This is a genomic window from Bordetella muralis, from assembly GCF_054781015.1.
Genome location: NZ_BAAGVF010000006.1, coordinates 726,986 through 752,939, shown reverse-complemented (window position 1 = coordinate 752,939; position 25,954 = coordinate 726,986). Strand labels below are relative to the sequence as shown.

The following is a 25,954-nucleotide window of genomic DNA, read 5'->3' as shown; positions in this document are numbered from 1 at the left end:
GGAAAAATGACGTTCAAGTATACCTTTGCGCCTTGTGCTCGGCCCGGATCGGGGCGGGCAGCCTGTATGGACAACGCATAACGACATATCGACTAAGTATTTTCCAGATTGACATGACGAGGCCAGAATGACCGCATTCCTGGTTATATACAGACGGAGCGGTAGTCCCCATCATGACGATTCTGACGTTGGCCGGCAGTCCCTCACAGAACTCGCGTTCATCGGCCTTGTTACGTTACGCCGCAGAGCGATTGGCAGCGCGCGGTTTGGCCAGCGATGAGCTAGGGCTGCGCGATCTGCCTGCCGTTGATTTGATCGAGGGCAACTACAGCGGATCGGCCGCCAGTGCTTTGCGCAAACGCGTCAATGCCGCGCAAGCATTATTGATCTCCACACCGGTCTATAAGGCCTCGTTTGCCGGCGGACTGAAAGCGATCCTGGATCTGCTGGATGAAAAGGCGCTGGCAGACAAAATCGTGCTGCCGATAGCCACCGGAGGCAGCACCGCGCATCTGCTGGCGTTGGAATACAGCTTGAAACCCGTGCTGTCGGCCTTGGGTGCACGCCATATTCTGGCTGGCGTTTATGCGACAGACCGGCAGGTGACGGTGCAACAGGGATACGTCGCGATCGATGATGACGTGCGCGAACGGCTGGATACCGCAGTCGATCGCTTGGCCAAGCACGTATCGACGGCGCCGTTATCGCAGGGTTATGACCTCGGTTATCTGGCATTGAACGCCAGGTTCAGTGTTTGAGAGAGGGCGGGGGCTTGTGATGCAGCCAGCGCCCGAATGCCTCACGCAATAACGATCTGCACAACGACTGATACATAGGAGCATCTCCATGCGCAGGATGCATTTGCCTTTCCTGAGTTGGTTTCGTTTCTCCCGGCTTGCCGTCGCGAGTGTGATGGCATTGAGCGCCGCCATGCTGGCCTGCGCGACGGCATCGGCGCAGGATGCAAAGACCTTGCGTATTGGTTTTCAGAAATATGGCACCCTGACCATTCTGAAGGCGCTGGGCTCGCTCGATAAAAAGCTGGGTGAACAGGGCATAGCCGTGAAATGGGTGGAGTTTCCCGCAGGGCCGCAATTGCTCGAGGGCCTGAATGTCGGCTCCATTGATTTTGGCACTGTGGGCGAGGCGCCTCCGATTTTTGCGCAGGCGGCGCAAGCACCGTTGATCTACGTCGGCAACGAGCCGGCGGCTCCGACGAGCGAGGCCATTCTCGTGCAGAAGGACTCGCCGATCCGATCGGTGGCTGATCTCAAAGGCAAGAAAGTCGCCTTGAACAAGGGTTCCAATGTGCACTATCTGCTCGTCAAGCAATTGGAAAAAGCCGGAGTGCCATACCAGGACGTCAACGTCACGTACCTGACGCCGGCCGATGCCCGGGCCGCGTTCGAGCGCGGTGCGGTCGATGCCTGGGTCATCTGGGATCCATTCCAGGCCGCAGCGGAGAAACAGTTGGGCGCACGTGTATTGGCCGATGGAACTGGCGTAGTCAACAACTATCAATTCTTTCTCGCGTCCCGCGATTACTTGGATAAGCATCCCGACGTGGTTAAAACCGTGCTGGAGGAAATCCGCAAAGGCGATTTGTGGGCCAAGGATCACCCCAAGGAATCAGTCGATCTCTTGCAGCCGGTATTGGGCCTGGAACGGCCGGTGGTAGAGCTCGCGGCGCAACGCCTGGCCTACGGTGTAACGCCAGTGACGCGCGAGGTTTTGCAGCATCAACAGCAGATCGCCGACGCGTTCTACGCGCTGAAGCTGATTCCTCGCAAGCTGGACGTGCAGCAGGCCGCGCCAGCCGAGCTACGTTAACTCATAGATCTATGAAGGCCATTTGCTGATGAACGTTTTCTGGTTTATCCCTACCCATGGCGATTCTCGTTACTTGGGCACTACGCAAGGCGCACGCGCGGCGAGTCATGACTATTTCCGCCAGATCGCCGTAGCGGCCGATACGCTGGGCTATGACGGGGTCTTGTTGCCGACAGGCAGGTCTTGCGAAGATGCATGGGTGGTGGCGTCGAGCTTGATCGATGCAACGCGCCGGCTGAAATTCCTGGTGGCGATACGGCCTGGTGTCAGTTCACCGCAGTTTGCCGCACGCATGGCGACAACTTTTGATCGCATGTCGGGTGGCCGTCTGTTGGTCAATGTGGTTACTGGCGGCGACCCCTCGGAACTGGAGGGCGATGGTGTGTTCGTCAGTCATGACGAGCGTTATGCCGTGACGTCGGATTTTCTGAAAATTTGGCGCGGCATTCTTGAGGCCAGTCATCACGGTCAGGCGTATGACTACACTGGCGATCATTTGGTCTCAAAGGGCGGCAAAGTCATTTACCCGCCTGTGCAACAGCCATATCCGCCGCTGTATTTCGGCGGCTCGTCAGAGGCCGCACACGAGTTGGCGGCCGAGCAGCTCGATGTCTATCTGACCTGGGGAGAGCCGCCCCAGGCGGTGGCTGCCAAGATCGAAGACATGCGCCGTCGCGCTGCCCGGCATGGCCGCACGCTGAAGTTCGGCATTCGTCTGCATGTGATCGTGCGTGAAACGGATGAAGAGGCGTGGGCCGCTGCAGATGCCTTGATCCAGCATTTGGACCAGGACACGGTAGCTGCCGCGCAGGCCGCGTTTCAACGCATGGATTCCGAAGGGCAGCGCCGCATGGCGGCACTGCATGGCGGGCAATTGCACGACGAAAAAGGCGGCCGCTCGCATCTTGAAATCTCGCCCAATCTCTGGGCAGGCGTGGGACTGGTGCGCGGCGGTGCGGGAACCGCATTGGTAGGCAGTCCGGAAACGGTAGCCGCCCGCATGCGCGAATATGCCGAACTGGGCATCGAGACCTTTATCCTGTCCGGCTATCCCCACCTGGAGGAATCGTATCGGTTTGCGGAGCTGGTGTTTCCCCTGTTGCCAAGTAAGGCAGTGGCACAACCCTCACGCGGGCTGCTGAGCGGGCCGTTTGGCGAAGTGATGGCGACAGAGATTGTGCCGGGGCGCGGCAACAAACAGACGGTGCCTGCATGAGTTCGTCGTCGTTCCTGTCCTCGTCAGCATGGCGTCGCCGTGCGCTGCCATGGCTGGTGCCACTGTTGATTCTGATTGTGTGGCAGGGGTCTGCACAATTGGGGTGGCTGTCCTCACGGGTATTGCCCGCGCCATGGTCGGTGGCTAAAGCAGGATGGGAATTGGCCGTCTCGGGCGAGTTGTGGGAACACCTGCGCATCAGCGCGCTGCGCGCGCTGTGGGGGTTGTTGCTCGGGGGCGGACTGGGATTGGCCTTGGGACTGTTGAACGGCGCCTCGCGTGTAGCCGAGACCTTGCTGGATACAACGCTGCAGATGATCCGCAATATACCGGTGCTGGCCTTGATTCCACTGGTGATTCTGTGGTTCGGTATCGATGAGGCGGCGAAGCTCTCCCTGCTGTCACTGGGCGTGTTCTTTCCCGTGTACCTGAATACCTTTCATGGCATCCGTTCGGTGGATCCGGCGTTGATCGAGATGGGACGTTCTTATGGGCTGTCCGGATGGGCACTGTATCGCGACGTAATACTGCCGGGGGCTTTACCGTCCATCCTGGTAGGACTGCGTTTCGCTTTGGGGCTGGTGTGGGTAATCCTGATCGTGACGGAAACAATCTCTGCGCAGTCGGGGATCGGCTATATGACGATGAATGCGCGAGAGTTCCTGCAGACTGACGTCGTGCTGCTGGGTATCTTGCTGTATGCGCTGTTGGGCAAGGTGGCGGACTGGTGTGCGCGGGGCCTGGAAACGCGATTGTTGCGTTGGAACCCGGCTTATCGGCCGACCTGAGATCACACGTATTTTTCGGAGCCGAGCATGCACTTGAGTCCGTATGACTGGGAATTGAATGAGTTCGCGGTGCAGCCGTTCGTGCGCGAGACTTATGACACTGAGCCGCCAGCGGCCCAGCCACCCGTGCATGTCACGCTGCGCGGGCTGAACAAGTATTACGGCGAGCGTCACGTCCTGAAGGGGCTGAATATCGAATTCGCGCCGGGCGAGTTCGCCGCCATCGTGGGACGCAGCGGTTGCGGCAAAAGCACGCTGCTGCGGTTGCTGGCCGGTCTGGAGACCGCTACGCCCGCCACAGGGCAGCGAGGCGGCAGCACTGCGATTCGCTTTGACGGCGAGGTGCAAGACGGGGCCGATGACCGCGTGCGGATGATGTTCCAAGATCCTCGGCTGTTGCCGTGGAAATCGATTCTGGACAACGTCGCCATCGGTACGCCCATCCGTCAACGTGGCGAGGCGGCGTCTGTGCTGAGACAAGTCGGGTTGGGCGAACGGGGTGGCGAATGGCCAGCCGCCTTGTCCGGAGGCCAAAAGCAACGTGTGGCGCTTGCGCGGGCACTGCTGCATCGGCCGGGCCTGTTGTTATTGGACGAGCCACTCGGTGCATTGGACGCGTTGACGCGTCTGGAAATGCAGCAGTTGATCGAGGATCTCTGGCTGCGCGATGGTTTTACGGCTGTACTGGTGACGCACGATGTGAACGAAGCGATCGCCTTGGCTGACCGGGTCATCGTGATTGATGAGGGCAATGTGATCCTCGACCAGCGTGTGGCGTTGCCGCGGCCCCGGCTACGCACGAGTCCTGCATTTGCCGCGCTGGAGGCACGTGTGCTCGACGCAGTATTGAACAAAAAAGATCCCACCCCGGTAGATACCCGTCCGCTGGCTCAAGTCATTTCCATTGGCCATTTGCGGTTGGCAGTCTAGAGCCGGATATTTTTATACAGGAGCAGTCTCATGAGCATTCAATCCATCAACGCCCGTAATCAATTTCGCGGCCGTATCAAGGAAATCATTCTCGGTCCGGTGCTGTCCGAGGTTGACGTCGATACCCCCTCGGGTATCGTCACGTCGGTGATCACGACACGTTCGGTCAAGGAACTGGATCTGCAGGTCGGTACCGAAGTGCTGGCGTTCGTCAAGGCTACCGAAGTGTCGGTGGCGAAACTGTAAGGCAGAAGGAAAATAGGGCGGCACGTTCGATTAAGGCGCGGCGGATTTCAGCGACGATTTACTATCGCGGTCCCCACGGACCTTGACCGCGGCGGTTGTCGGACCGCCTGGATGGCCTATATCATGATGGCGGCGCCCCTGAAATGGGGCGTTGCGTTGTCGCGGCCTGCGCTTGAGTGGCTGCACACCGTCTCGTCAAGGAGGCCGTCACGTGGCTTTGCAGACCCGCACCGCCCATTCCCTCGGTATGAATGTCAATCCGGCGCTGTCGCGCGCGCGGTGGGCCATACCATGGGTAGTGCAAATATGCTGCGTCATGGCGGTGTTATGTGCGCTGTTCCTCAGTCAAGGGGCGCAGGCAGCCGTTGCAATTCCCGGCTTGTCGTCCGCTGCCGACAAGCCCGCCGCCGAAGCGGCGCCGGCTGAGGCGTTGACGCCTGCCAAATTGGCGGACTTGCTCGATGATCCTGCCACGCGCGATAAGCTGATCGAACAGCTGAGGGCGCAGGCGGCAGCGCCGTCGCAGCCTGCGTCTGGCACGGATCCAGCTGCGGCGCCGCCTTCGCTGCCGACGCGTATTGCGACTGGCGCGCAGGATTTCCTGGCGACGATGGGCACGAATGCACAGACGGCCGTAGATGAATTGACGGCGGTGGTGCAAAACCAGGGGATGGCCCCGGAGCGGCGTGAGCGGTTGATCTCGACGCTGGTGAGGCTTGCCATTGTCGCGGCGGCAACGTTGATCGTGTTTGGCGTATTGCGAGCGATTGCGGCCTTTGCCTACGCCCGGATAGACAAATGGGCCGCGCATCCGTTCTTGTCGGCCACAGGGCCGCTGAGATCGGCAGCCAGGGCAATGTTTGCCCGGCGGACAGGGGCGATTGTCGGTGCTTTACTTATCGATCTGGCTATTGTGTTGCTGGCCGGGATGGCAGGCTATGCCACGGCAATGTATGCAGAGAAGCCTTACGGATCCGTGACCACGGCACAATCATTGTTCGTGAATGCTTTTGTGGCGGTCGGCATCACGCGAGCAGTGATCCGCGGGATATTCGCAACGCGCTATCCCACACTGCGCCTTTTCACGATGGCTGACGAGACGGCCCAGTATTGGAATGTCCGCTTGGGACATATCGCCGCGGTCGTGGGCTACGGTCTGCTGCTGGTCGAGCCATTGGCGCAGTCTCTGTTGTCGCCCGCATTGGGCGAACTGCTGGGCCTGGTCATCATGGTGATGGCCTATATCTATGCGGTACGTATCATTTGGCGTAACCGCGCCTTGTTGCGCGACCATCTGAAGCAGCGTGCCGAACGCGCATCGATCCGTTCATTTGGTACGGCGCTGCGCCTCTTGGCGCGCAGCTGGCATTTCCTGGCGATCGGGTATTTCACGGTGTTGCTGGTGGTCAGCCAGGTTGACACGCAAGAGGCCTTGCCATTCATGATGCACGCGACGGTGCAGTCTGTCGTGGCGCTGGTGGTGGGGTCGCTGGTGATCATGTTGCTGGCTACCATGCTGGCGCAGCGCATCCGTCTGCCCGAAGATGTGCGGCGCAAGCTGCCCATGCTGGAAGCGCGCGTGAACGCCTATGTGCCTGCGGGGTTGCGTGGCGTTGGTGTGTTGGTACGCATTGTGGTGGCCTTGTTTGTGTTGGACGCCTGGAGAGTATTTGACTTGTCCAGGTGGATTTCGTCGGCTGCGGGAGCGAAGGCCATTGGCGTTGTCGTCCATGTGGCTATTGTGTTGCTGGTCGCGGCCGTCGTCTGGACCCTGATCGCCAGCATCATCGAACACCGGCTCAGCACGCATGAGGGCCGCAGCCTGCCCACCGCGCGCGAGCGCACCTTGTTGTCGTTGTTTCGCAATGCCACGCTGATTGTGATTATCACCATGACGGTGATGGTGGTGCTCTCGCAGATCGGCGTCGATATTGGTCCGTTGATTGCGGGTGCAGGGGTGGTCGGTCTGGCGATCGGCTTTGGCTCGCAAAAGCTCGTACAAGACATCATCACGGGGATTTTTATCCAGCTTGAAAACGGCATGAACCAGAACGACGTGGTTCAGGTCGCGGGGATTTTCGGAACGGTGGAAAAGATCACGATCCGCTCGGTGGGCATTCGTACACTGGACGGCGGCTACCATTTGATTCCGTTTTCGTCCGTGGATGTGGTGTCCAACCATATGCGCGATTTCTCGTATCACTTGGGCGAATACACGATTTCGCATCGGGAAAGCGTGGACGACGCGATACAGCATCTGCGCCAGGCGTTTGATGAACTGATGCAGGACGAGCTGCTGGCCCCCGAGGTGCTGGAAGACGTCAGTATCCCGGGTGTGACGGCGCTGAACGAAAAGGGCGCGACCATCCGCGTGCTGATCAAGACCACGCCGGGCATGCAGTGGGCGGTGCAGCGCGGCTACAACCGCCTGGTCAAGAAACACTTCAATGCCGCCGGTATCGAGCTGCCGTACCCGCACACCGTGCTGTACTTTGGCCAGGACAAGAATGGCTACGCCCCGCCGGCCAATGTATTCATGCAGACCGAGCGGGCTGTGAATACGCACAATGCGCGCGCAGCAGGGCACACGCGCCGCCAGTTATCCAAGGAGCAGGGCGAGGCGTCGGAAGACGTGTTGGGTAATGAGTTGGAGCGTACGACTGAGGCGGACGACGAGGTCGCTGGGGATGCTGCGGCGTCTAAAGTGGTCGATGCCGGCCAGGCACCAGAGGTCTCTGAGAGCAAGAAGCCGACGTGATGTGAGCGTTGTTGGGATTGAGGGCCGGTAAACGTGGAGAGCAGAGCGTTCATGCTCTCGCGTTAATCGGCCGGCTTTCCCGGATAGCAGCGCTATCCGGGAAATGTCATTTCGGCGTATTGCCTGAGCCCAGGTCCCAATACAGTCCCGTCATCAACGTCAATGCTTCGCGTAACAACTCCGGCGGCAAATGCTCGTTGGGTGCATGCTGCGAGCATCCCGGATACGAATGCGGGACCCACACCGTCTTCAAGCCGAGCACGTCGGTAAAAATATCGTTAGGCAGCGACCCGCCCAAGTTCGGCAGGATGGCGGTTTTTTTGCCGCTGGTTTTTTCGAGCGAAGACACGGCCCAGTGGACCCAGGGATCCTCTGGGTCGATGCGTGTCGCCTTGAACATGGTTTCGCGCGTGGTTTGTATCTTCACCATCGGAAAGCCCTGGCGATCCAAATGGCGGCGTAAAGCAGGCAATAAATTATCGGGATCGACACCGACGACGAAACGTAATTGGCATCGCGCCCAGGCGCGTGGCGGGATCGCGTTGACGGGGGTTTCCGGATTGCCGGTCTTGTATGCCAGGACTTCGAACGAGCACCAGCCGAATACGCGTTCGGCGGGCGAGAGGCCGGGCTCTCCCCATTCAGGCTCGATGACAGGGCCATCCGATCCGCCGTCAACCTCGCAATCCGCCAGCGCGCGCCGTACGGAGGCCGGCAATTCCGCAGGCACCCATTCGGGGATACGAATCTGCCCCGTGGGAGATGAAATGCTGGCAATGGCGTGTGCAAGCTGGATCCCCGGGTTCGATATCAATCCACCCCAGTTGCCTGAGTGATGGCCGCCTGCGCGTGCCTCGATGCTCAGATCGATATTCAGGCTGCCGCGCGCGCCGAGAAATACGGTGGGGCGCTGCGGACTCAGGCGTGGACCATCCGATGCGATGAGCAGATCGGCGTTGAAACGATCCTTGTGCTGCTCGCATAGCTCGCGCAGCCCCGGAGACCCGGTTTCCTCGCCCATCTCTATCAGGTATTTGACGTTAAAGCCCAGCTTGCCTCGCGTTTCCAGTACGAGACGCAGCGCCTCCATGTTGATGCTGTGCTGGCCCTTGTTGTCGGCGATGCCTCGTCCATACCAGCGCCCGTCTCGCTCGGTCAATGCCCAGGGCGAAAGGCCGTCGTGCCATTCGGGCTCGAGCCCGCGGATCACATCACCGTGGCCGTAGCCCAATACGGTGGGCAAGGCAGGGTCTTCGATACGCTCCGCATATAAAAATGGGGCGCGGGCCTTGGCATGAGTCAAGGTCTCGCAGCGAAAGCCCATTGCCTCAAAGGCGGGTTGCATCTCGGTGGAGAGATAGCTTGCCAATGCCTCGGCGCGATCAGGGTTCTGGCTCTCCGTGGGAATGCTCACACGACGGCTCAGAACGGCACGAAAGGCGCCTGAATCAAAACACTGTTCAGCGTTGGCGATGGCTTGTTCACGGCTCACGATGATTTTCCTTGAAAGAGGTTGCAGCGCCGCGCATTGAGTCCTCAAGCAGCGGCAGTTTCTTGTCGCGAATACGACGGATAAAGGTGACAAGCAACGACCGACTGACCTTGTGTTTGCAGCGCGGGCCGTTGCTGCTTGCACTGTGGCATCGCATGCTTGCAGCGCGGATGAAACGGACAGCCGGCGGGCGGATTGATCGGATCGGGGAAAGACAGTCCGAGCCCCATATCCGGTATGCCCAGCCCCGGTTCGGGCGTGAGCACCGAGGCGAGCAGGGCTTGCGTATAAGGATGGCGCGGTTCATGAAACAGCTCGGCGGCAGGGGCGGATTCGACCACGCGGCCCAGATACATGACGGCGACGTGCGTGGCAATGTGTTCGACGACGGCCAGGTTATGGCTGATGAACACATAGGTCAGGTTGAATTCCTGACGCAGCGTCATCAGCAGGTTCATGATCTGTGCCTGTACCGACACGTCCAACGCCGAGGTCGGCTCGTCACAGATGACGATTTCAGGATTCATCACTAGGGCGCGCGCAATCGCTACGCGCTGGCGTTGGCCGCCAGAAAGCTGCCCGGGCGTATTGTTAGCCAGCCGGGCGGGCAGGCCTACGCGTTCCAGCATCTCGATGGCTTTGTGTTGACGCGGGTTGGCGATGCCGTGCACCTCCAGTGGCAGCGACACGATGGACGCGATGCTGCGGCGCGGGTTCAGCGACGAATAGGGGTCTTGAAACACGGGTTGAACGCGCCGTGCGAGATCGCGCCGCGACATGCTGCGTATGTCCCGCCCTTCGATGCTGACGCTGCCGCTGGTTGTCGGAATGAGACCGAGCATCAGCCGCGCCAGGGTGGATTTGCCGCAACCAGATTCGCCGACGATGCCCAGCACGCCGCCGCGCTCTACCTGTAAATCCACGCCATTGACCGCATGCAGCGTGCGGCGGGGTTGGAACATGCCGCTTTTTACGGTAAAGCTGCGGCTGACGTTTTGCGCTTGGATCAGTGGGCTCATGCGTGCGCCTCCGTGCGAATGCAGCGCCACTGCCGGCCTGGGGCTTCGTGAACGGGAACGGTCTGCTGGCAAACGGGCTGCGCATAGCGGCATCGATCATGAAACGCACAGCCGTGCAGATCACCGACCAAGGCCGGCACGACGCCGGGAATCGTGCCCAACGGCGTGCCGGGCGGGGTGCGTCCCGGCACCGGAATACAGGCCAATAGTCCCTCGGTATACGGATGGCGCGGTGCCTGAAACAGCTCGGATACGGGGCCTTGCTCGACGATCTGGCCCGCGTACATCACGGCCACCTGGCGCGCGATGCGGGCCACCACACCGAGATCATGCGTGATGAGCACCATGGCGATGCCCAGTTCCGCCTGCAAATCGGCGAGTAGACGCAGGATCTGCGCCTGGATGGTCACGTCCAGCGCCGTGCTGGGCTCGTCGGCGATCAAGAGTTCAGGCCCGCACATCAATGCCATGGCGATCATGACGCGCTGACGCAAGCCCCCAGACAACTGGTGCGGATACTGTCCCAACCGTTGCGCGGCCGAGGCGATGCCGACCTTTTCCAACAACTCGACAGCACGGTCTCGCGCCTGGTCCGCGCTGGCGTGCCGATGGTGGCGATAGTGTTCGGTGAGTTGGTCGCCGATGGTATAGGCCGGATTCAAGGCGGTCATGGGCTCCTGGAAAATCATGGCCATCTTGTTGCCGCGCAAGGCATTGACGCGCCGGCGGCTGGCGCGAGACAGGTCTTCTCCCAGGACCGCCAGGCGCGACGTGCTGCGTTTCGCGGCCCTGGGCAACAGGCCCATGACGGCCAGCGAGGTCATGGATTTACCGCAGCCTGATTCGCCCACCAGGCACAACGTCTCGCCACGCCGCACCTGGAATGAAATGTCGCGCACTGCATGCAGCTGGCCGCGTGGCGTATCGATGTCCACGCGCAGGTTCTGTACGTCTAATACGATATCGGAGTCGGTCATTGCGTCAGGCCTTGTCCTCTGGCGTGAGCCACTGGTGCAGGCCGTCGCCTGCCAGGTTGATGGCGAAAATCAGCAGCGCCAGCGCACTGCCGGGTATGGCGATCAGCCAGAACGAAAAGAACATATAGGCCTTGGCCTCGGAAATCATCAGGCCCCATGAGGGCAGCGGCGGTTGCACGCCCAGTCCCAGGAATGACAGGGCCGCCTCCAGCAGAATGGCGCTGGCGGCCTCCAGCGTGGCGATCACGATCAGATGCGGCACCACGTTCGGCAGCACCTCGCCACGAACGATGCGCCAGGTCGAGGCGCCAGCAGATTGGGCAGCAGCGACGTATTCGAGCGAGCGTACCTGTTGTGTGGCGCTGCGCATCACGACGGCAAAGCGATCCCATTTCAAAAAACCCAGCACCAGAATCACGACCCAGAGCGAGCCGCCCACGATGGCGACGGTGGCCAGGGCTACCAGAATGACAGGCATCGACAGGCGCGTCGTCACGAGAAACGACACAAACATATCCACGCGGCCGCCAAAATATCCCGCGGCCATGCCTAACGCAGTGCCGATCAACCCGGAGATAAGCGCAACGCTGATTCCGATCAATAACGAAATCCTCGCTCCGTAAAAAAGGCGCGACAAATAATCTCGGCCCAATTGGTCTGTGCCCAGCGGATGCAGCCAAGTGCCTTTCTCATACCAGACAGGTGGCGCGGTGCGATAGGCCAGGTCCTGAAAATAGGGGTCATGCGGCGCTATCCAGGGCGCGAAGATCGCGATCAAGACGATCAACAGCAAGATGCCGCCGCCTACCAACAGCGCCTTGTTCTGCCGCAAACGCCGCCAGGTCAGACTGCCCGCAGGTGCAGTCACGTTCGGTACGGGCGCGTTGGCCGTAATCGGAGAGGTCGGTACAGTCATGGTCTACGACACCCGGATGCGCGGGTCCAGCCACGCGTTGGCAATATCCGCTGCCAATGTCAGCAGCACATACAGTACGGATAGCAACAGCACGATCAATTGCATGACGGGATAGTCCTTGAACGTGATGCTTTGATAGGCCAGATAGCCCAGGCCATCCAGAGCGAAAACCGTTTCGATCACTACCGAACCACCTAGCAGGTAGCCGAGCTGCACGGCCGCCAGCGCCACCACGGGCACGATGGCGTTACGCAAGGCGTGTTTAAAAATGACCTTGCCGGCGGGCAAGCCCTTGGCCCGGGCGGTGCGGATGTAGTCGGCAGCCAGGACTTCGATCATGCCCGCACGTATCAGCCGCATGAACGCGGGTGCGACGTAATAGCCCAGCGCGATGGCGGGCATCACGAAGTGCTGCCAGGTTCCGCTGCCCGATACCGGCAGTATGCGCAGCGATATCGAAAACAGCATGATGAGCAGCAGCGCGAAAAAGAAATTCGGCAACGCCTGGCCCAGCACCGCCACGGCCAGGCAGATGCGATCGGCAATGCCACCCTTGTAGAGCGCTGCAATCACGCCCAGCGGAATGGAAATCAGCAAGGCCACCGCCAACGCGCTCAGGCCCAGCATCAGGGTTGTTTGCAGCTTGGACAGGATCAGCGGTCCGGCAGCCGTCTTGAAATACACCGAGGTGCCGAACTGGCCCTGCAGAATGTGCCATAGCCAATCGGCGTACTGCACGACGACGGGACGATCCAGCCCGTAGGCTTTACGTACCATGTCGATGTCCGCCTGGCGCGCACCTTCGCCTGCGAGCGCGACGGCGGGGTCTCCCGACAGATGCAGCAGCATGAATGCCAGGACGGAGACGGTCAGGGCGACCATCACCGCCAGACCCAGCCGCCGGATGATGAATGCAAGCATTGAAAGGCTCCGCGCACCGCCACGTCCCCGTGGCGGTTGTCAGGGTTATTTCCAGCTCATGTCCCAGAAACGGACCAGCTCGTCAGGATAGGCTTTGAACTCCACGTCCTGGCTGGCGACGTAGTACACCGGCAGCGACCAGAGCGGCACGGCGTAGGCGTGTTCCGCAATCATGGTGAGGGCTTCTTTATAGGCCGCATTACGGGCAGCGCTGTCGATCGTCACATCGCCTTTGTCCAGTAATTCGCGAACCTTGGGGTCACGCGTCACGTCGTCATTGCCGAACGCAAAGTACACCGGCGTCGAGGCCGACACGTCGTTGACCAGGTTCGAGCCCCAGGTCTGATGCGTCAGCGAGGCTTTGCCTGCGCGGATCATGTCGCGCATCGCGGCGTATTGCAGGAAATTCAGTTTGGCGCGGATACCGACAGCTTGCAGATAGTTGATGATGGCTTCGGTCTGATTGCGTTCGCGATAGGCGACGATATCAATGTCAAAGCCATTGGGATACCCGGCCTCGGCCAGCAGTTTTTTGGCCAGTGCCGGGTCATATTTGTAGACGGGTGCGCCTTCGTCGGTGCAGCCGACTTGCGAGGGCGTGCAGATGGTGTTGAGCAGCTCCGAGCCCTCGCCGACGATGTTCTTGATGATGGCTTCGCGATCAATGGCGTGCAAGATGGCTTTGCGCACGCGCTCGTCTTTGAGTTGCGGGGCGGGCGTTTCGTCGCGGATGTTCATTTGCATGAATGCGATCCGCATGGTGTTGCCGCTTTTCACTTGCAGTTGCGGCATGGATTTCAGTTGTTCGGCCTGGTCCTTGGGCACGTGCATGATGAAATCTTCGCCGCCGGAAATCACCTCTGCCATCTGCGTCTGGCGATCCGGTATGAATCGGATGACGACCTTGCCAATCTTGGGCTGGGCCTTGGGTGAGTCTTTGAAATAGTCCTTGTTGGCCTCCAGCGTGATGGATTTGCCTGGTATGTATTCGACGACCTTGTACGGGCCGGTGCCCACGGGCTTGGCGTTCATCCCTTGCGGGCCGACTTCAGCATAGTATTTCGCGGGGTGGATGGCGACGGTGGTCGACAGATATTCTTTGGCGCCGGGGAACGGTTCTTTGGTCGTGAGGCGCACCTTGTATTTATCGATCTTTTCTACTTTGTCGATCCAGCGCACGTTTTGCTGCGTCGTCGCCTTGTTTTTCGGATCCGCGACGAAATTGAGCGTGTAGACGACTGAATCGGCGTCGAATTCCTCGCCGTTGTGAAACTTGATTCCCTCGCGCAGTTCGAATTCCAGTGTTTTGTCGTCGATCTGTTTCCAGCTTTTCGCCAGTTGCCCCTTGTATTCGTTGGTCAGCGGATCGCGGTAGAGCAGGGTGTCCCAGACGTTGGCCGCGATGATGACGCCGATACGGACGTTGTTGTAATAGGGATCAACGCTTTCCGGGGCTTGGTCATAGGCCATGCGCAGCGTGTCGTTCTGCTTGTTGGCCAGCGCAGGCGACATGCTCAGCGCGGTGCCGGCAAAGAGCAGCGCCGCGGCCAGCGCCTTGAGGCGCGGCAGCGCCTGATGGCGGTGTTCAGGGCGATCCAAATGCAGCGGTGCAGCCAATCTAACGCGATGTTCCATGATGGGCTCCTGTCGAGCGTAATCGGTTAAGCGGAATACTGCGGGTGATTCGGTGGCCCCTGGCTGGGCGTACGTTGTGCCAGATACTTCAGCGCGGCCTCGTATTTGCACCGCAAGTGCATGCGCATGATCTCGGTCAGCCGTGGGGTATCGCGGGCGGCCAGCGCCTCGGCGAGGTCGATATGCTGGCGCATGGAACGGTCCCAGTTCTCGTGGTTTTCGTTACACACGAACCGCAGGTTCTGGATGCGGATGTTTTGGGTCTCGTACAAGCGCGTCAGCAGCGTGTTGTGCGCAGCCTGGTGAATGCGCGCATGGATTTCGCGATTGCAGCGGTAGTACGTGGGCAAATCGCGGCGAGCATGGCTGGCCATCATTTCAAAAGTCAGCGCGCGGATTTCGGCGATCTCCTGGTCGGTTGCGCGTTCACAAGCATAGTGACAGGCGAGGGTCTCGATCCCGCTGATGACCTCAAACGTCTCGCGCACATCGGTTTCCGACAGCTCGACGACTTGTGCGCCCCGATTAGGCTCGATGCGTACCAATCCGTCAAAGGCCAGAAGCCGCAGCGCCTCTCGTAACGGTGTGCGTGATACGCCGAGCAACTCGCCCAACGTGCGTTCGTTCAAGCGGGATCCTGGGGGAAATTCCCCCTCGATGATGCGTTCGCGCAAGCGTTCCGCGACGCTGGCGGGCAGCGTGCCACCATTGCCCGGGGCCCGTGGCGGACGCCTGGCGGACGGGGCATGGGACACTGCGCTATCCGAAAGCGTAGGGGGGTCGCTGCTCACTTGTATACCAAATGGATTTGATCCTTCATTCACTATAAAGCACGTAATCCACGCCTCATTATGGGGGATTACCCTGCAATATCACGGTAAAACAAGGGCGTACGGGTAATCGATGATAGGGTGCATCCGGATGGCCGTTGCGGCGTGCGGAGGCGTTGCGTATGATTTGAAACAGGTAATTTGCTGGTGGTATACCATTTTGGCGGGCTTGGGCCCGTATGCGCTTCGCTCAAAAGCGATCAGGCAGCGCGGTCACTGGCTATTCGTTAACGACAATTGGGGGGCTCCATGCAAGACGCATTGATGCAGCAGGCGATTCAGTTTGCGCAAGACCACGAAACCACTTGGGACCGCTCGGTCGATGGTGTCTTTGGCGTGCATCAGCAGGATCCTCCGCCTTGGAACCGCTTGCTCGGGCCGGTGCATGATCGTGGCCCCGTGACAGGGCTGGTCGTGGTCGATGGCAAGACCGTGGCATCCTGGGGCGAGCCGCACCGTGCCGACCTGACGTTCAGCGTGGCCAAGATGTATCTGGCGCTGGTGGCGGGTGTGGCGCACGACCGCGGGCTGTTGCCGGATGTCGACGAGCCGGTGCGCGCCCGGGTGCCGGGGATCGGATTCGACGAGGGCAATAACGCGCTGATCACCTGGCGTCATTTGCTGCAGCAGACCAGCGAATGGGAAGGCGAACGTTTTGGTGTGTCGGATCAGGCAGATCGTTATCGCGCCGTGACGTTTGGTGCGCCGCCCAATGGCAAGAAAGGCGACCCGCGTCCGTTGCAAACGCCGGGCACGTATTGGGAATATAACGACGTCCGTATCAATCAATTGTCGTACGCATTGCTGCATCTGTTCCGCAAGCCGCTGCCGGAAGTATTCCGCGAGGCGGTGATGCGTCCCATCGGAGCGAGCGAGACCTGGAATTGGGTGTGCTATGACAATGCCTGGGTGAACATCGATGGCGTGTTGATGCCGTCGGTGCCCGGTGGATCGCATTGGGGCGGCGGGATGTCGATCAGCAGCGAGGATCAGGCCTTGATCGGTCAGATGCTCTTGAATGACGGCCGCGCCTGGGATGGAAAGCAGGTGATTTCGCAGGAATGGCTGCGCGCCATGCGCACACCCAGCGAATTGGCGCCGTATTACGGCTATCTGATCTGGTTGAACGATGGGCAAAAGATGTTCCCCAGCGTGCCGGCATCGAGCTTCTTTGGCGTCGGAGCAGGCAGCTCGTTCACCTGGGTAGAACCGGAGCGCCGCATGGTCGTGATTGTGCGCTGGCTGAATTCGGCGTACGCGGATGGCCTGTTCGGCAGGATACTGGCGGCGGTTGATGGTTGAGATTGTTGGCTGCCGCTCGTACGGCTTTATTCGATAGCGCTCCGGCACGCTTCGGCCATTCATAGCGAGTGGGAAGTGGCCTATGGATGCTGGCAGGATCGGTCCGATTTGCATTGATTGCTGTGTATTTAGCCAGTAATTTGATTTGGACCGAATAGTATCTCGGGCATGCAACCTCAACGTGCCTACCGTATCCGATTCCATCTAGCACCAGAGCGGGCGATAACGCCCGTTCTGACGGCGCAGTCGACCGATGCCTCAGCATCGTCCGCGGGGCTGTGCTGCCATCGGGCAGTCGTCACGGATACTAATTCGTATTTTGTTAGATTTTTCACTAAAATATCTAACAAAAATTCTGACTAGCAATCATGAGTACTTCTCGAGCCATCCGTGAACGCATCGCCTCGCATCTCAGGGGGGAGCCCTTTACGCCCGCCTTGTTTGCGGGCCTAGGGTCGCGCGCCGCCATTGATCAGACGCTGATGCGGCTGACGAAGACGGGTAGTATCGAACGCATAGGCCATGGTTTGTACGTCGTACCCAAGACTGGACAGTTCGGTATCAAATCCATGCCCGCTCCAGAGCAGGTGGCGCGAACGGTTGCTCAGGCCGAAGGGGCAACGATCCAGATACACGGGGCAGAAGCCGCACGGCGCTTGGGGCTGTCTACACAGATGCCAGCACAGGCCGTTTTTCACACCACGGGCTCTTCGCACCAGATTCGGCTGGGCAAGCTGATTGTCAGGCTGCAACATGTGGCTCCGCGCAAGCTCGCATTGGCTGGCCGGCCAGCAGGACAGGCGCTGTCGGCCCTTTGGTATCTGGGACGAGACCAAGTCACACCAAACACCTTCAGGCAGATCGCAAATAAGCTGCCCGCTGACGAGTTCGAAGCCTTGAGCCAGGCCAAGGCCTTGATGCCCGGCTGGATGGTGCAAGCCCTCATCAGCTACGAGCGCGGCGAGCCTGCTCGTGTCTGAGTCTGTTGCTCACTACTTCGATTTATCGTCGGTCGAGCAGGCTGAACTGCTGCATGGTGTAGCACCGTTGCTGGGTCGACGCGCCGAGATTCTGGAGAAGGACATCTGGCTGTGCCAAGTGCTGAGGATATTGTTCGCGCTGCCGAATCGCAAGCCCATGGCGTTCAAGGGCGGAACGTCTCTGTCCAAGGTCTATCAAGCTATCGAGCGCTTGTCGCGACATTGGTACGACCTGGCGCGTTTGGCCGACCATGAGGTGGGTCAGAAGGCTTTGGCTGATACTAAATTGCTAGCCGACGTGCTGAATATCAAGGAAACCTTCTATCGCAGTGGATTCAGCCACTATGGCCTGTGTCAGGCTGGCGGTTTGCGACTGATTCCCGATGGCGTGTTGATGAGGGCGCTGGAACGAGACTACCAGACTATGCTGGATGCGCAGATGTTCTATGGCGAGAGCCTGGATTTTCGGCGAATCATGGAGCGCCTGTCTGCATTGGAACGGGATATCAATCGCGTTGCATCTATGCAAAGAACGTAGAACAGTTCTGCAAATTTCTGGAGTAATTATCGATGACGATCAACCGTATCGTTGGCGTCTCAAAATTTGGATTGCTCATGACGCGCCCGATGTCATAGCCTGCTCTGAGGGCCAGTGTTGCATTGGCTCTCGAACTGTGGCGTTAGCCTCAGTAAGCAACCTGCATGCGCCCAAGGGAACGCCGCGTGAAATCATCGACAAGCTCGCCGCAGCAACCATCAAGATGGTCAGGATGGTGGAGTTACGCAGACGTTGATGAGCCACATCCCGCGTCCCGGGCGCACCTGATCCGGAGCGGGGCCACCTGCCGCGTGGGTCGGTGGCCCTGAACGTACCTGCCATAGGCACGAACCTCGCTGGGCAGGGGACGGGGCAGGGTGGCTTCAGGCGTGAGTCAGACTGGCTATAATCATCGATTCGGCCTTTGCTTGGCCCTGTCCAATTTTATTGCTTAGCGCTTTTTAGGCGCCTGACTCCACCATGAAAAAACTGACCGCTGCTCTCCTGGTCTGCGCTACGTCGTTGCTCGCGGCCTGCGGCCAAAAAGACGAACCGGCACCCCAAGCGGCCGCCCCGGCTGCTGCGAAAAAGGTCATCGTCGGCCTGGACGACAATTTCCCGCCCATGGGTTTCCGTGACGACAAGAACGAATTGGTGGGTTTTGACATCGATATGGCTCGCGAGGCAGCCAAGCGCATGGGCATCGAGGTCGAGTTCAAGCCCATCGACTGGAGCGCCAAGGAAGCCGAACTCAACGGCAAACGGGTCGATGCGTTGTGGAATGGCCTGACCATCACCGAAGAGCGCAAAAAGAACATCGCTTTCACCGCCCCGTACATGGCTAACCACCAGATCATCCTGGTCGCGCAAGCCTCGCCCATCCAGACCAAGGCCGATCTGGCCGGCCACGTCGTCGGTGCACAAGACGGCAGCAGCGCCGTGGACGCCATCAAGAAAGACGTCCCCGTGGCCTCCAGCCTGAAACAAGTGAAGCTGTTCGGCGATAACGTCACCGCGTTGATGGACCTGTCGGCAGGCCGTCTGGATGCCGTGGTGGTGGACGAGGTCGTAGGCCGTTATCTGGCCAGCAAGCGCGAAGGGCAGTATCGCGTCCTCGAGGAAAACTTCGGTACCGAAGACTACGGCGTCGGCCTGCGCAAGGAAGACACCGAGCTGCTCGCCAAGCTCGATGAAACCCTGACCGCCATGAAAAAAGACGGCTCCGCTGCCCGCATTGCCCAGCAATGGTTCGGCGCCGACATCATCAAATAAGCCCGCCGCAAGTGGCAGGCTGACGAGAGCACCGCATGGATTACATCATTTCCCTGCTGGGGCCGATGGCGCAGGGCGCAAAAACGACCCTGACCTTGTTTTTCGTGACGTTCGCGCTGGCAGTGCCCTTGGGGCTGCTGCTGGCGCTGGCGCGCATCTCGCACTGGCGGGTATTGAGCCAGTTGGTGAACGCCTATATCTGGCTGATGCGGGGTACGCCGCTGATGCTGCAGATGTTGTTCATCTATTTTGCATTACCTTTCGTGCCGGTCATCGGCGTGCGGCTGCCTGATTTTCCGGCGGCGATCGTCGCTTTTGCACTGAACTACGCCGCGTATTTTGCCGAGATCTTCCGTGCCGGTATCCAGTCCGTGGATCGTGGCCAGTACGAGGGCAGCAAAGTCCTGGGCATGACGTATTTGCAGACGCTGCGCCGCATCGTGCTGCCGCAGATGGTGCAGCGCGTGTTGCCGCCCATGAGCAACGAGACCATCACGCTGGTCAAGGACACCTCGCTGATTTATGTGCTGGCGCTTAACGACATTCTGCGCACGGCGCGCGGTATCGTGCAGCGCGATTTCACGACGACGCCGTTTCTGGTGGCGGCCGCGTTTTATTTGATCATGACGCTGTTGTTGACCTGGTTGTTCCAGTACATGGAAAAACGCTATGCCAAGTACGATCAATAATGCAGCAACCGCGAGTGAAACTTTGGCCACTGATATGACGTTCAACGGCAGCGCTGATCCGCGCCCCGTCATGATTGCCGCCCATCAAGTGGGCAAATCATTTAGTGGTGTGCGCGTGCTGGATCAGGTATCGCTGACATTGCGCAAGGGCGAGGTGGTCGCCGTGATCGGCCCGTCGGGCTCGGGCAAGAGCACCTTCTTGCGTTGCCTGATTCACCTGGAGACCATCGATCAGGGCAGCATCGAAATCGAAGGTGAGACGCTTGCCGCTGCCTCTGCCGACGGCGCGAGTCACTATGTGCGCGACGCGGAGGTTCGCCGCATCTGCCGCAAAATGGGGATGGTGTTTCAATCGTTCAATCTGTTCCCCCATAAGACGGTGCTGGAAAATATCATCGAAGCCCCGATCACCGTACAGCGTGTCCCTCGGGACCAGGCCATTGCCAAGGCCGAAGACCTGTTGCGCAAAGTGGGGCTCTTGAACAAGCGCGATAACTATCCGGCCCGCCTGTCCGGCGGGCAGAAACAGCGGGTGGCGATTGCACGGGCTTTGGCGATGGAGCCGGACATCATGCTGTTCGACGAACCGACCTCTGCACTGGATCCCGAACTCACCGGTGAAGTCTTGCGCACGATGAAGCAATTGGCCGACGAGCACATGACCATGCTGGTCGTGACGCATGAAATGGGCTTTGCGCGCGAGGCCGCACATCGCGTGATCTTCATGGACAACGGTCGCATCGTCGAAGAAGCCCCGGCCGAGGAATTTTTCCGCGCGCCCAAGCAAGAGCGGGCTCGGGCGTTTTTAGGCCAGATGCTGTAACGCCCACGAGGCCGGCCGCGAATTTGTCTATTGCGGCCGTGCTAGTGTCAATCCTGCCTGAAGGGCTCGCGCACGCAGGATCGTCCCAGTCGTGGATTCCGTGCAATACAAGGTCTGGCGATCAGGTCCGCCAAACGCGATATTCGTGGTCGACGTGCCGTTATCGCTGCGCCAGACTTTGATGGGCTCGGCCCGATCGTTCAACAGCCAGACATAACCCAGCCCAGGGTTCGCCACGACCAGGTTGCCCGACTGATCGACCGCCAATCCGTCCGGGCCGCTGGGACCGTACGACGTAAAGAACTGGCTGACTTTGGACACGCTGCCATCGGGCAAAAGCGGTACCCGCCAGACGCAATTGCCGCGTGTCACCGCCAGGTAAAGGACTTTTTCATCCGGCGAAAGCGCTACTCCATTCGGACTGGGCACGTTAGCCAACATCAGATCCAGCTGGCCATTCGGCCGCAAGCGATACAGCCGTCCGTTGGGATCGTGTAAACCGCTTTGGCCTTGGTCGGTGAAATACAGATTGCCCGCGCTGTCGAAAATCAGATCGTTGACGCCGCGAAACCGCTCGCTATTGCGCCGCTCCAGAAACGGGCTGACGTTGCCGGTATTGATATCCAGCTGCATCAGGCCATTTTTGTAGTCCGTGATCAGCAGCGTCGTGGCGTTCAACCACTTCATGCCATTGGGTTCACCGTCGTACTCGGCGATCAAGGTCCATTGTCCCGCCGGATCAATACGAAAAACCCGACCCCATGGAATGTCGGTAATGTATAGATTGCCCGCATCGTCGAACACCGGGCCTTCTAAAAATGAATCCGACACGGCACCCCCACGATTGGCGTCCGCCCACGCGCTGCGTTCGGGCTTTCGCAGCGCTGGCGGCATGGTGCTGAATACATCGAAGCTGATTACGTCAGGCGGGGAAAGCAGAAACATCGTGGGCTCCGGGAAGATCTGGTTTTTCAGGGAAGGGGAACGCGGCCGTATTACTCGGATTTCAATCCCAGTTCGCGCGCCATGTCGGTGTAGTTATCGACCTCTTGACTCAGCTGCGTGCCGAACTTTTCCTCACAAGTATTGTGCGCCTGCATGCCTAGCGATTGCAATTTTCCTGCAGAATCAGAGGATTTGGAAAATTCAGTGGCGACTTTTTCGAGCGTCGCCAAGACCTCTGCGGGCGTACCCGCTGGGGCGAGCAATCCATACCACGCATCGGCGCTGTAGTTCTTGACACCTGCCTCCGCGAACGTAGGCACGTCTGGCAAGAATGACGAGCGGGTTGGCGAGGCGACCGCGATGGCATGCAGTTTTCCGGCCTGCAATTGCGGCAATACCGATCCCAGTGTGGCGAACGAGCTATCGACTTGCCCGCCCAGCAGGTCGGTGACTGCCTGTGCCGCACCCTTGTATGGGATGTGGTTCATCGAGGTGCCGGTCAGCTTCAGGAACTGCGCGCTGGCGAAATGTCCGGAGCTGCCTGTACCCGGCGTGGCATAGGTGCGCATGCCGGGTTCGGCTTTGAGCTGCTGCAGGAATTCTCCTAACGTCTTGACGGGCATGGACGGCCCGACTACCAATATGGTGGGGCTGATGGCCAACGTGCAGACAGGCGCAAAGGATTTCAGCGCGTCGAAACCGATTTTTTCGCTGTACAGCGCGGGGATCATGGTGTGATTCGTGGCGCCCAACAGCAGGGTATAGCCATCGGGTTTGGCGCTGGCGACGGCTTTGGCGGCCAATGTGGTGTTGGCGCCTGGTTTGTTTTCGACGATGAAGGTCTGGCCCAGCGTACGCGTGGCTTGGTCGGCAAAGGCACGGGCTACCACGTCGGTGGGGCCTCCGGCCGAGAATCCGACAACGAGCCGAACGGGATGGTCTGGATACGCGCCATAGGCGGTACTGAAGGCGAGCGCAAGTGCGGTGCCGTACGCGAGCGTCGGGTGTTTCATGGTTTGTCTCCTGTCGATTGCCGCCGCCTCGCGGTGACTGTGTGATGGTTCAACGCAGTCGCCGCGATAGCAGGCTGGCGGGATTTTTCAACGTTTTTCAGACATCGTTGTGTCTTCGTCTATTGTGTCGATACGCTTGTCTGTGCCAACACGGCCAGCAGATTTTTCGCCGCTGCCACGCCCATGTTGACGTATGCCGCACTGGTGACACCGCCGATGTGGGGACTCAGAAGGATGTTCTTCTCGCCCTGAAAGGGATGATCGGCCACCATGGGTTCCACGGCAAAGCTATCCAACGCCGCCATTTGTACATGGCCGCTACGCACGGCGTCCAGCAAGGCCGCCTCATCGATCAGGCCGCCGCGTGCCGTATTGACGATGATCACACCGCGTTTGCATTGGGCTAGCGTTTGCGCATTGATCAGTCCGCGATTGTCGGCGGTGAGCGGGCAGTGCAGCGAGATCACATCGGATTCGCGCCACAGGGTATCCAGGTCGACGGATTGAATGTAATCGGGCAGCGCTTTGGCATAGGGGTCAAAACCGATGACACGCATGTCCAGTGCGGCAGCCATCTTGGCAGTACGCAAGCCGATGGCGCCCAAACCGACCAGGCCCAATGTTTTACCGCCGAGCTCCAGGCTTTTATGTGTCGCCTTGTCCCAATGACCCGCGTGCATGCGGGCATTGAGTTCGACGACGGATTTGGCGCAGGCCAGCAGCAGGGCCAATGCTTGTTCGGCGACGGCAGTGGCATTGGCCCCAACGGCGGCAACGACCTCGATGTCGCGCGCTTGAGCAGCGGCTTTGTCGATCGTGTCGGTGCCACTGCCATGTTTGGAGATCACGCGCAGCGCGGGAGCCGCGTCCATCGCGGGCGCACCGACTTTTCCATATCGCACGATGATGGCGACAGGGTTGTGATCACGGCACAGGTTCACAATGTCTTGTTCGCTGGGGGTCTTGCCAGCGTAGACGACGCGGTAGCCAGTCAGCAATGCTAATGCTTCGTCCGCCAGGTCTGCGCCAGTGATCAGGATTGCAGGTTGGGAGGGTGGGGCCGAAGCGAGACCGTCCTGCGGGGAATCGAGCGTAGCAGCATTCACAGCGTTTCCCCTTCTTTCAGCACGCCGGCATTGCGCAGTGCCGAGCTCAGCCATTTCGCGGCGGTGTCGCCCGTTTTAATGGCGGCGACGCGGGCCGCCTCGTCTTGCACTTTCTTTTCAGCGGCAGGCAAGAGGCCTTCGATCTTGTCGCGTTCGACGACGACCACGCCATCGTTGTCGCCAATAATGAAATCGCCAGGATGCACCGTCACGCCGCCGACGCTGACGGGATGGCCGATGCGGCCGCCGACGTTCTTGGTGGGACCGTTGGGATTGGTGCCGGCGGCAAAGACCGGGTAGTCCATTTCAATGATTTCCAGGCTGTCGCGCGCCGCGCCGTCTATCACCACACCCGCCAGGCCGAGCTGTTTGCAAGCGGTCATCATGATGGTGCCCATCAGGGCCGAGCTCAGGTCGCCTTTGCCATCGATGACCAGCACGTCACCCGGTTTGGCCAGAGACATGGCGGCGTGGATCATCAGGTTGTCGCCTGGGCGGACTTCCACCGTGAACGCGGTTCCCGCAAATTTCATGCTCGAATGCAGTGGACGGATACGGCCATGCAAGGCGCCACGGCGGCCGGCGACGTCGGCCAGAATGGCGGGTTGCAGTTCAGCGGCGCGGCGGACGATGTCGGCGCCAACGCGGGGAAAATCTTTGATGATGTCGGGGTTGCTCATGATGGTGTCCTGTGGGTTCGATCAGAAGAAATAGCGAGATGAAATACGGTGGGGTCAGGCGGTGATGCTGGCATCGCGGATGACTTGACCCCACTTGACGTAGTCGGCGCGACGCATTTTGTCGAGCGCGTCGGGGCTGCCGCCCACCAGCGTGATGCCGAGTTTGTCGGCCAGTTCCGTTAACGCGGGCGTCTGCAATGCGCTGGCGATGGCCGTGTTCAGTTGCTGGATGACTGGCGCTGGGGTTTCGGCCGGCGCAAACACGGCCTGCCATTGCTCGACGACAAAATCATCGAAGCCGGATTCGCTCATGGTCGGGATATCGGTCAGCGTTTTCAGCCGCTGTGCAGACGTGACTGCGAGGGCGCGCAGGTTGCCGCTTTGTATATGGGGCAGGGCAGCCGCGATAGGAGCGAACATGAATTGAACTTGTTCGCCCAAGGTGTCCTGTAGTGCTGGCGTGTCGCCTTTGTAGGGCACATGAATAAAGCGGGTGCCTGTTTTCTGCTGCAGCAATTCGCCTTGGACGTGCAGCACGGTCCCGGTGCCACCCGAGGCGTAGGCAATGCTGTCAGGTTTGGCGCGGGCGGCGTCGATCAGAGCTCGTACCGAGGTATAGGGTTGATGCTTGCCGACCACCAGCACGTGCGGAATGGTGCCGACGGTGATAACGGCAGCAAAATCCTCGACCGGGTCGTAAGTCAGCTTGCCCATCATGTGAGGGGCAACGGCTTGCGGGCCGATCGACGTGCCCAATACGGTCAAGCCGTCGGGCTCGGCGCGGGCCACGCGGGCGGCACCGATCGTGCCGGTGGCGCCGGGGCGGTTGTCGACGATAACGGTGGTCTTGAGCAGCGTGTTCAGTTGTTGGGCAATGGCGCGTCCCAATACATCGGTGCTGCCGCCCGCGGGGTACGGCACGACCCAGTTGATCGCTTTGCCATCAGGCCATGCCGCCGCGCGGCTGGTCTGCGCAGCGCCTGCGGCGAGCAAGGTGGCACCGGCGAGGAATCGGCGGCGGCTGAACTGAATAGGTGTAAGGTCCATG

General features: G+C 59.9%; 25 protein-coding genes. 13 read left to right on the top strand and 12 right to left on the bottom strand.

What is annotated here, in order from left to right:
- Positions 1-173 precede the first annotated feature (173 nt).
- From ssuE to ACYVIT_RS14475, 7 genes are all read left to right on the top strand, one after another.
- On the top strand, positions 174-758 hold the full coding sequence (gene ssuE, locus ACYVIT_RS14505) for an NADPH-dependent FMN reductase (RefSeq protein WP_415805254.1): 585 nt from the start codon (positions 174-176) through the stop codon (positions 756-758).
- 154 nt (positions 759-912) lie between these two features.
- Positions 913-1,830 (top strand): sulfonate ABC transporter substrate-binding protein, encoded by a 918-nt coding sequence (locus ACYVIT_RS14500; RefSeq protein ID WP_415805284.1) that lies wholly within the window; start codon positions 913-915, stop codon positions 1,828-1,830.
- Positions 1,831-1,858: 28 nt separating this feature from the next.
- Positions 1,859-3,046, top strand: a complete 1,188-nt coding sequence (gene ssuD / locus ACYVIT_RS14495; protein ID WP_415805253.1) for an FMNH2-dependent alkanesulfonate monooxygenase — start codon at positions 1,859-1,861, stop codon at positions 3,044-3,046.
- A complete protein-coding gene (gene ssuC, locus ACYVIT_RS14490) occupies positions 3,043-3,834 on the top strand; it encodes an aliphatic sulfonate ABC transporter permease SsuC (protein ID WP_415805252.1) in 792 nt (263 codons plus the stop codon). Before ssuD ends, ssuC begins: the two co-directional genes overlap by 4 nt.
- Before the next feature lie 27 nt (positions 3,835-3,861).
- Positions 3,862-4,764: an ATP-binding cassette domain-containing protein gene (locus ACYVIT_RS14485; RefSeq protein ID WP_415805251.1), complete on the top strand. Its 903-nt coding sequence runs from the start codon at positions 3,862-3,864 to the stop codon at positions 4,762-4,764.
- A gap of 30 nt (positions 4,765-4,794) precedes the next feature.
- Positions 4,795-5,010, top strand: a complete 216-nt coding sequence (locus ACYVIT_RS14480; RefSeq protein WP_094821002.1) for a TOBE domain-containing protein — start codon at positions 4,795-4,797, stop codon at positions 5,008-5,010.
- Positions 5,011-5,326: 316 nt separating this feature from the next.
- A complete protein-coding gene (locus tag ACYVIT_RS14475; protein ID WP_460478248.1) occupies positions 5,327-7,768 on the top strand; it encodes a mechanosensitive ion channel domain-containing protein in 2,442 nt (813 codons plus the stop codon).
- 106 nt (positions 7,769-7,874) lie between these two features.
- On the opposite strand, the gene ACYVIT_RS14470 is transcribed toward ACYVIT_RS14475, so the two are convergent.
- The 7 genes from ACYVIT_RS14470 to ACYVIT_RS14440 are packed head-to-tail and all read right to left on the bottom strand — an operon-like array spanning position 7,875 to position 15,483.
- Entirely contained in the window at positions 7,875-9,260 is a 1,386-nt protein-coding gene (locus ACYVIT_RS14470) for a M20 family metallopeptidase (protein WP_415805249.1), read from the bottom strand.
- Positions 9,261-9,304: 44 nt separating this feature from the next.
- The gene (locus ACYVIT_RS14465; RefSeq protein WP_415805248.1) at positions 9,305-10,279 is read right to left on the bottom strand and encodes an ABC transporter ATP-binding protein; all 975 of its coding nucleotides are present in this window, start codon (positions 10,277-10,279) and stop codon (positions 9,305-9,307) included.
- Positions 10,276-11,256 (bottom strand): ABC transporter ATP-binding protein, encoded by a 981-nt coding sequence (locus tag ACYVIT_RS14460; RefSeq protein ID WP_415805247.1) that lies wholly within the window; start codon positions 11,254-11,256, stop codon positions 10,276-10,278. The genes ACYVIT_RS14465 and ACYVIT_RS14460 overlap by 4 nt, the downstream gene beginning before the upstream one ends.
- A 4-nt stretch (positions 11,257-11,260) precedes the next feature.
- A complete protein-coding gene (locus ACYVIT_RS14455; RefSeq protein ID WP_415805246.1) occupies positions 11,261-12,172 on the bottom strand; it encodes an ABC transporter permease in 912 nt (303 codons plus the stop codon).
- Positions 12,173-12,175: 3 nt separating this feature from the next.
- Positions 12,176-13,093, bottom strand: a complete 918-nt coding sequence (locus tag ACYVIT_RS14450; protein WP_415805245.1) for an ABC transporter permease — start codon at positions 13,091-13,093, stop codon at positions 12,176-12,178.
- Between the two features lie 45 nt (positions 13,094-13,138).
- Positions 13,139-14,728, bottom strand: coding sequence for an ABC transporter substrate-binding protein (locus ACYVIT_RS14445; RefSeq protein WP_415805244.1), 1,590 nt, complete (start codon positions 14,726-14,728; stop codon positions 13,139-13,141).
- A 26-nt stretch (positions 14,729-14,754) separates the two neighbouring features.
- A complete protein-coding gene (locus tag ACYVIT_RS14440; RefSeq protein WP_415805243.1) occupies positions 14,755-15,483 on the bottom strand; it encodes a GntR family transcriptional regulator in 729 nt (242 codons plus the stop codon).
- 324 nt (positions 15,484-15,807) lie between these two features.
- Between ACYVIT_RS14440 and ACYVIT_RS14435 the strand changes: the two genes are divergently transcribed.
- The 6 genes from ACYVIT_RS14435 to ACYVIT_RS14410 all read left to right on the top strand — a co-directional run bounded on the left by ACYVIT_RS14435 (position 15,808) and on the right by ACYVIT_RS14410 (position 21,162).
- Positions 15,808-16,860: a serine hydrolase domain-containing protein gene (locus ACYVIT_RS14435; protein WP_415805242.1), complete on the top strand. Its 1,053-nt coding sequence runs from the start codon at positions 15,808-15,810 to the stop codon at positions 16,858-16,860.
- A 368-nt stretch (positions 16,861-17,228) separates the two neighbouring features.
- Positions 17,229-17,840 (top strand): DUF6088 family protein, encoded by a 612-nt coding sequence (locus tag ACYVIT_RS14430; RefSeq protein ID WP_415805241.1) that lies wholly within the window; start codon positions 17,229-17,231, stop codon positions 17,838-17,840.
- On the top strand, positions 17,833-18,378 hold the full coding sequence (locus ACYVIT_RS14425; protein ID WP_415805240.1) for a nucleotidyl transferase AbiEii/AbiGii toxin family protein: 546 nt from the start codon (positions 17,833-17,835) through the stop codon (positions 18,376-18,378). Before ACYVIT_RS14430 ends, ACYVIT_RS14425 begins: the two co-directional genes overlap by 8 nt.
- A gap of 480 nt (positions 18,379-18,858) precedes the next feature.
- Positions 18,859-19,650, top strand: coding sequence for an amino acid ABC transporter substrate-binding protein (locus ACYVIT_RS14420; protein ID WP_415805239.1), 792 nt, complete (start codon positions 18,859-18,861; stop codon positions 19,648-19,650).
- Positions 19,651-19,685: 35 nt separating this feature from the next.
- Positions 19,686-20,339: an amino acid ABC transporter permease gene (locus ACYVIT_RS14415; RefSeq protein WP_094821016.1), complete on the top strand. Its 654-nt coding sequence runs from the start codon at positions 19,686-19,688 to the stop codon at positions 20,337-20,339.
- A gap of 70 nt (positions 20,340-20,409) precedes the next feature.
- The gene (locus ACYVIT_RS14410) at positions 20,410-21,162 is read left to right on the top strand and encodes an amino acid ABC transporter ATP-binding protein (protein WP_415805283.1); all 753 of its coding nucleotides are present in this window, start codon (positions 20,410-20,412) and stop codon (positions 21,160-21,162) included.
- Between the two features lie 27 nt (positions 21,163-21,189).
- Here the strand turns inward: ACYVIT_RS14410 and ACYVIT_RS14405 are convergent, their stop codons facing one another.
- The 5 genes from ACYVIT_RS14405 to ACYVIT_RS14385 form a co-directional block, all read right to left on the bottom strand.
- Positions 21,190-22,107: an SMP-30/gluconolactonase/LRE family protein gene (locus ACYVIT_RS14405; protein ID WP_415805238.1), complete on the bottom strand. Its 918-nt coding sequence runs from the start codon at positions 22,105-22,107 to the stop codon at positions 21,190-21,192.
- A gap of 50 nt (positions 22,108-22,157) precedes the next feature.
- Positions 22,158-23,120 (bottom strand): Bug family tripartite tricarboxylate transporter substrate binding protein, encoded by a 963-nt coding sequence (locus ACYVIT_RS14400; protein WP_415805237.1) that lies wholly within the window; start codon positions 23,118-23,120, stop codon positions 22,158-22,160.
- Positions 23,121-23,239: 119 nt separating this feature from the next.
- Positions 23,240-24,160: a hydroxyacid dehydrogenase gene (locus tag ACYVIT_RS14395; protein WP_415805282.1), complete on the bottom strand. Its 921-nt coding sequence runs from the start codon at positions 24,158-24,160 to the stop codon at positions 23,240-23,242.
- A 62-nt stretch (positions 24,161-24,222) separates the two neighbouring features.
- Positions 24,223-24,906 (bottom strand): RraA family protein, encoded by a 684-nt coding sequence (locus ACYVIT_RS14390; RefSeq protein WP_415805236.1) that lies wholly within the window; start codon positions 24,904-24,906, stop codon positions 24,223-24,225.
- Positions 24,907-24,960: 54 nt separating this feature from the next.
- The gene (locus ACYVIT_RS14385; RefSeq protein WP_415805235.1) at positions 24,961-25,953 is read right to left on the bottom strand and encodes a Bug family tripartite tricarboxylate transporter substrate binding protein; all 993 of its coding nucleotides are present in this window, start codon (positions 25,951-25,953) and stop codon (positions 24,961-24,963) included.
- Position 25,954 lies beyond the last annotated feature (1 nt).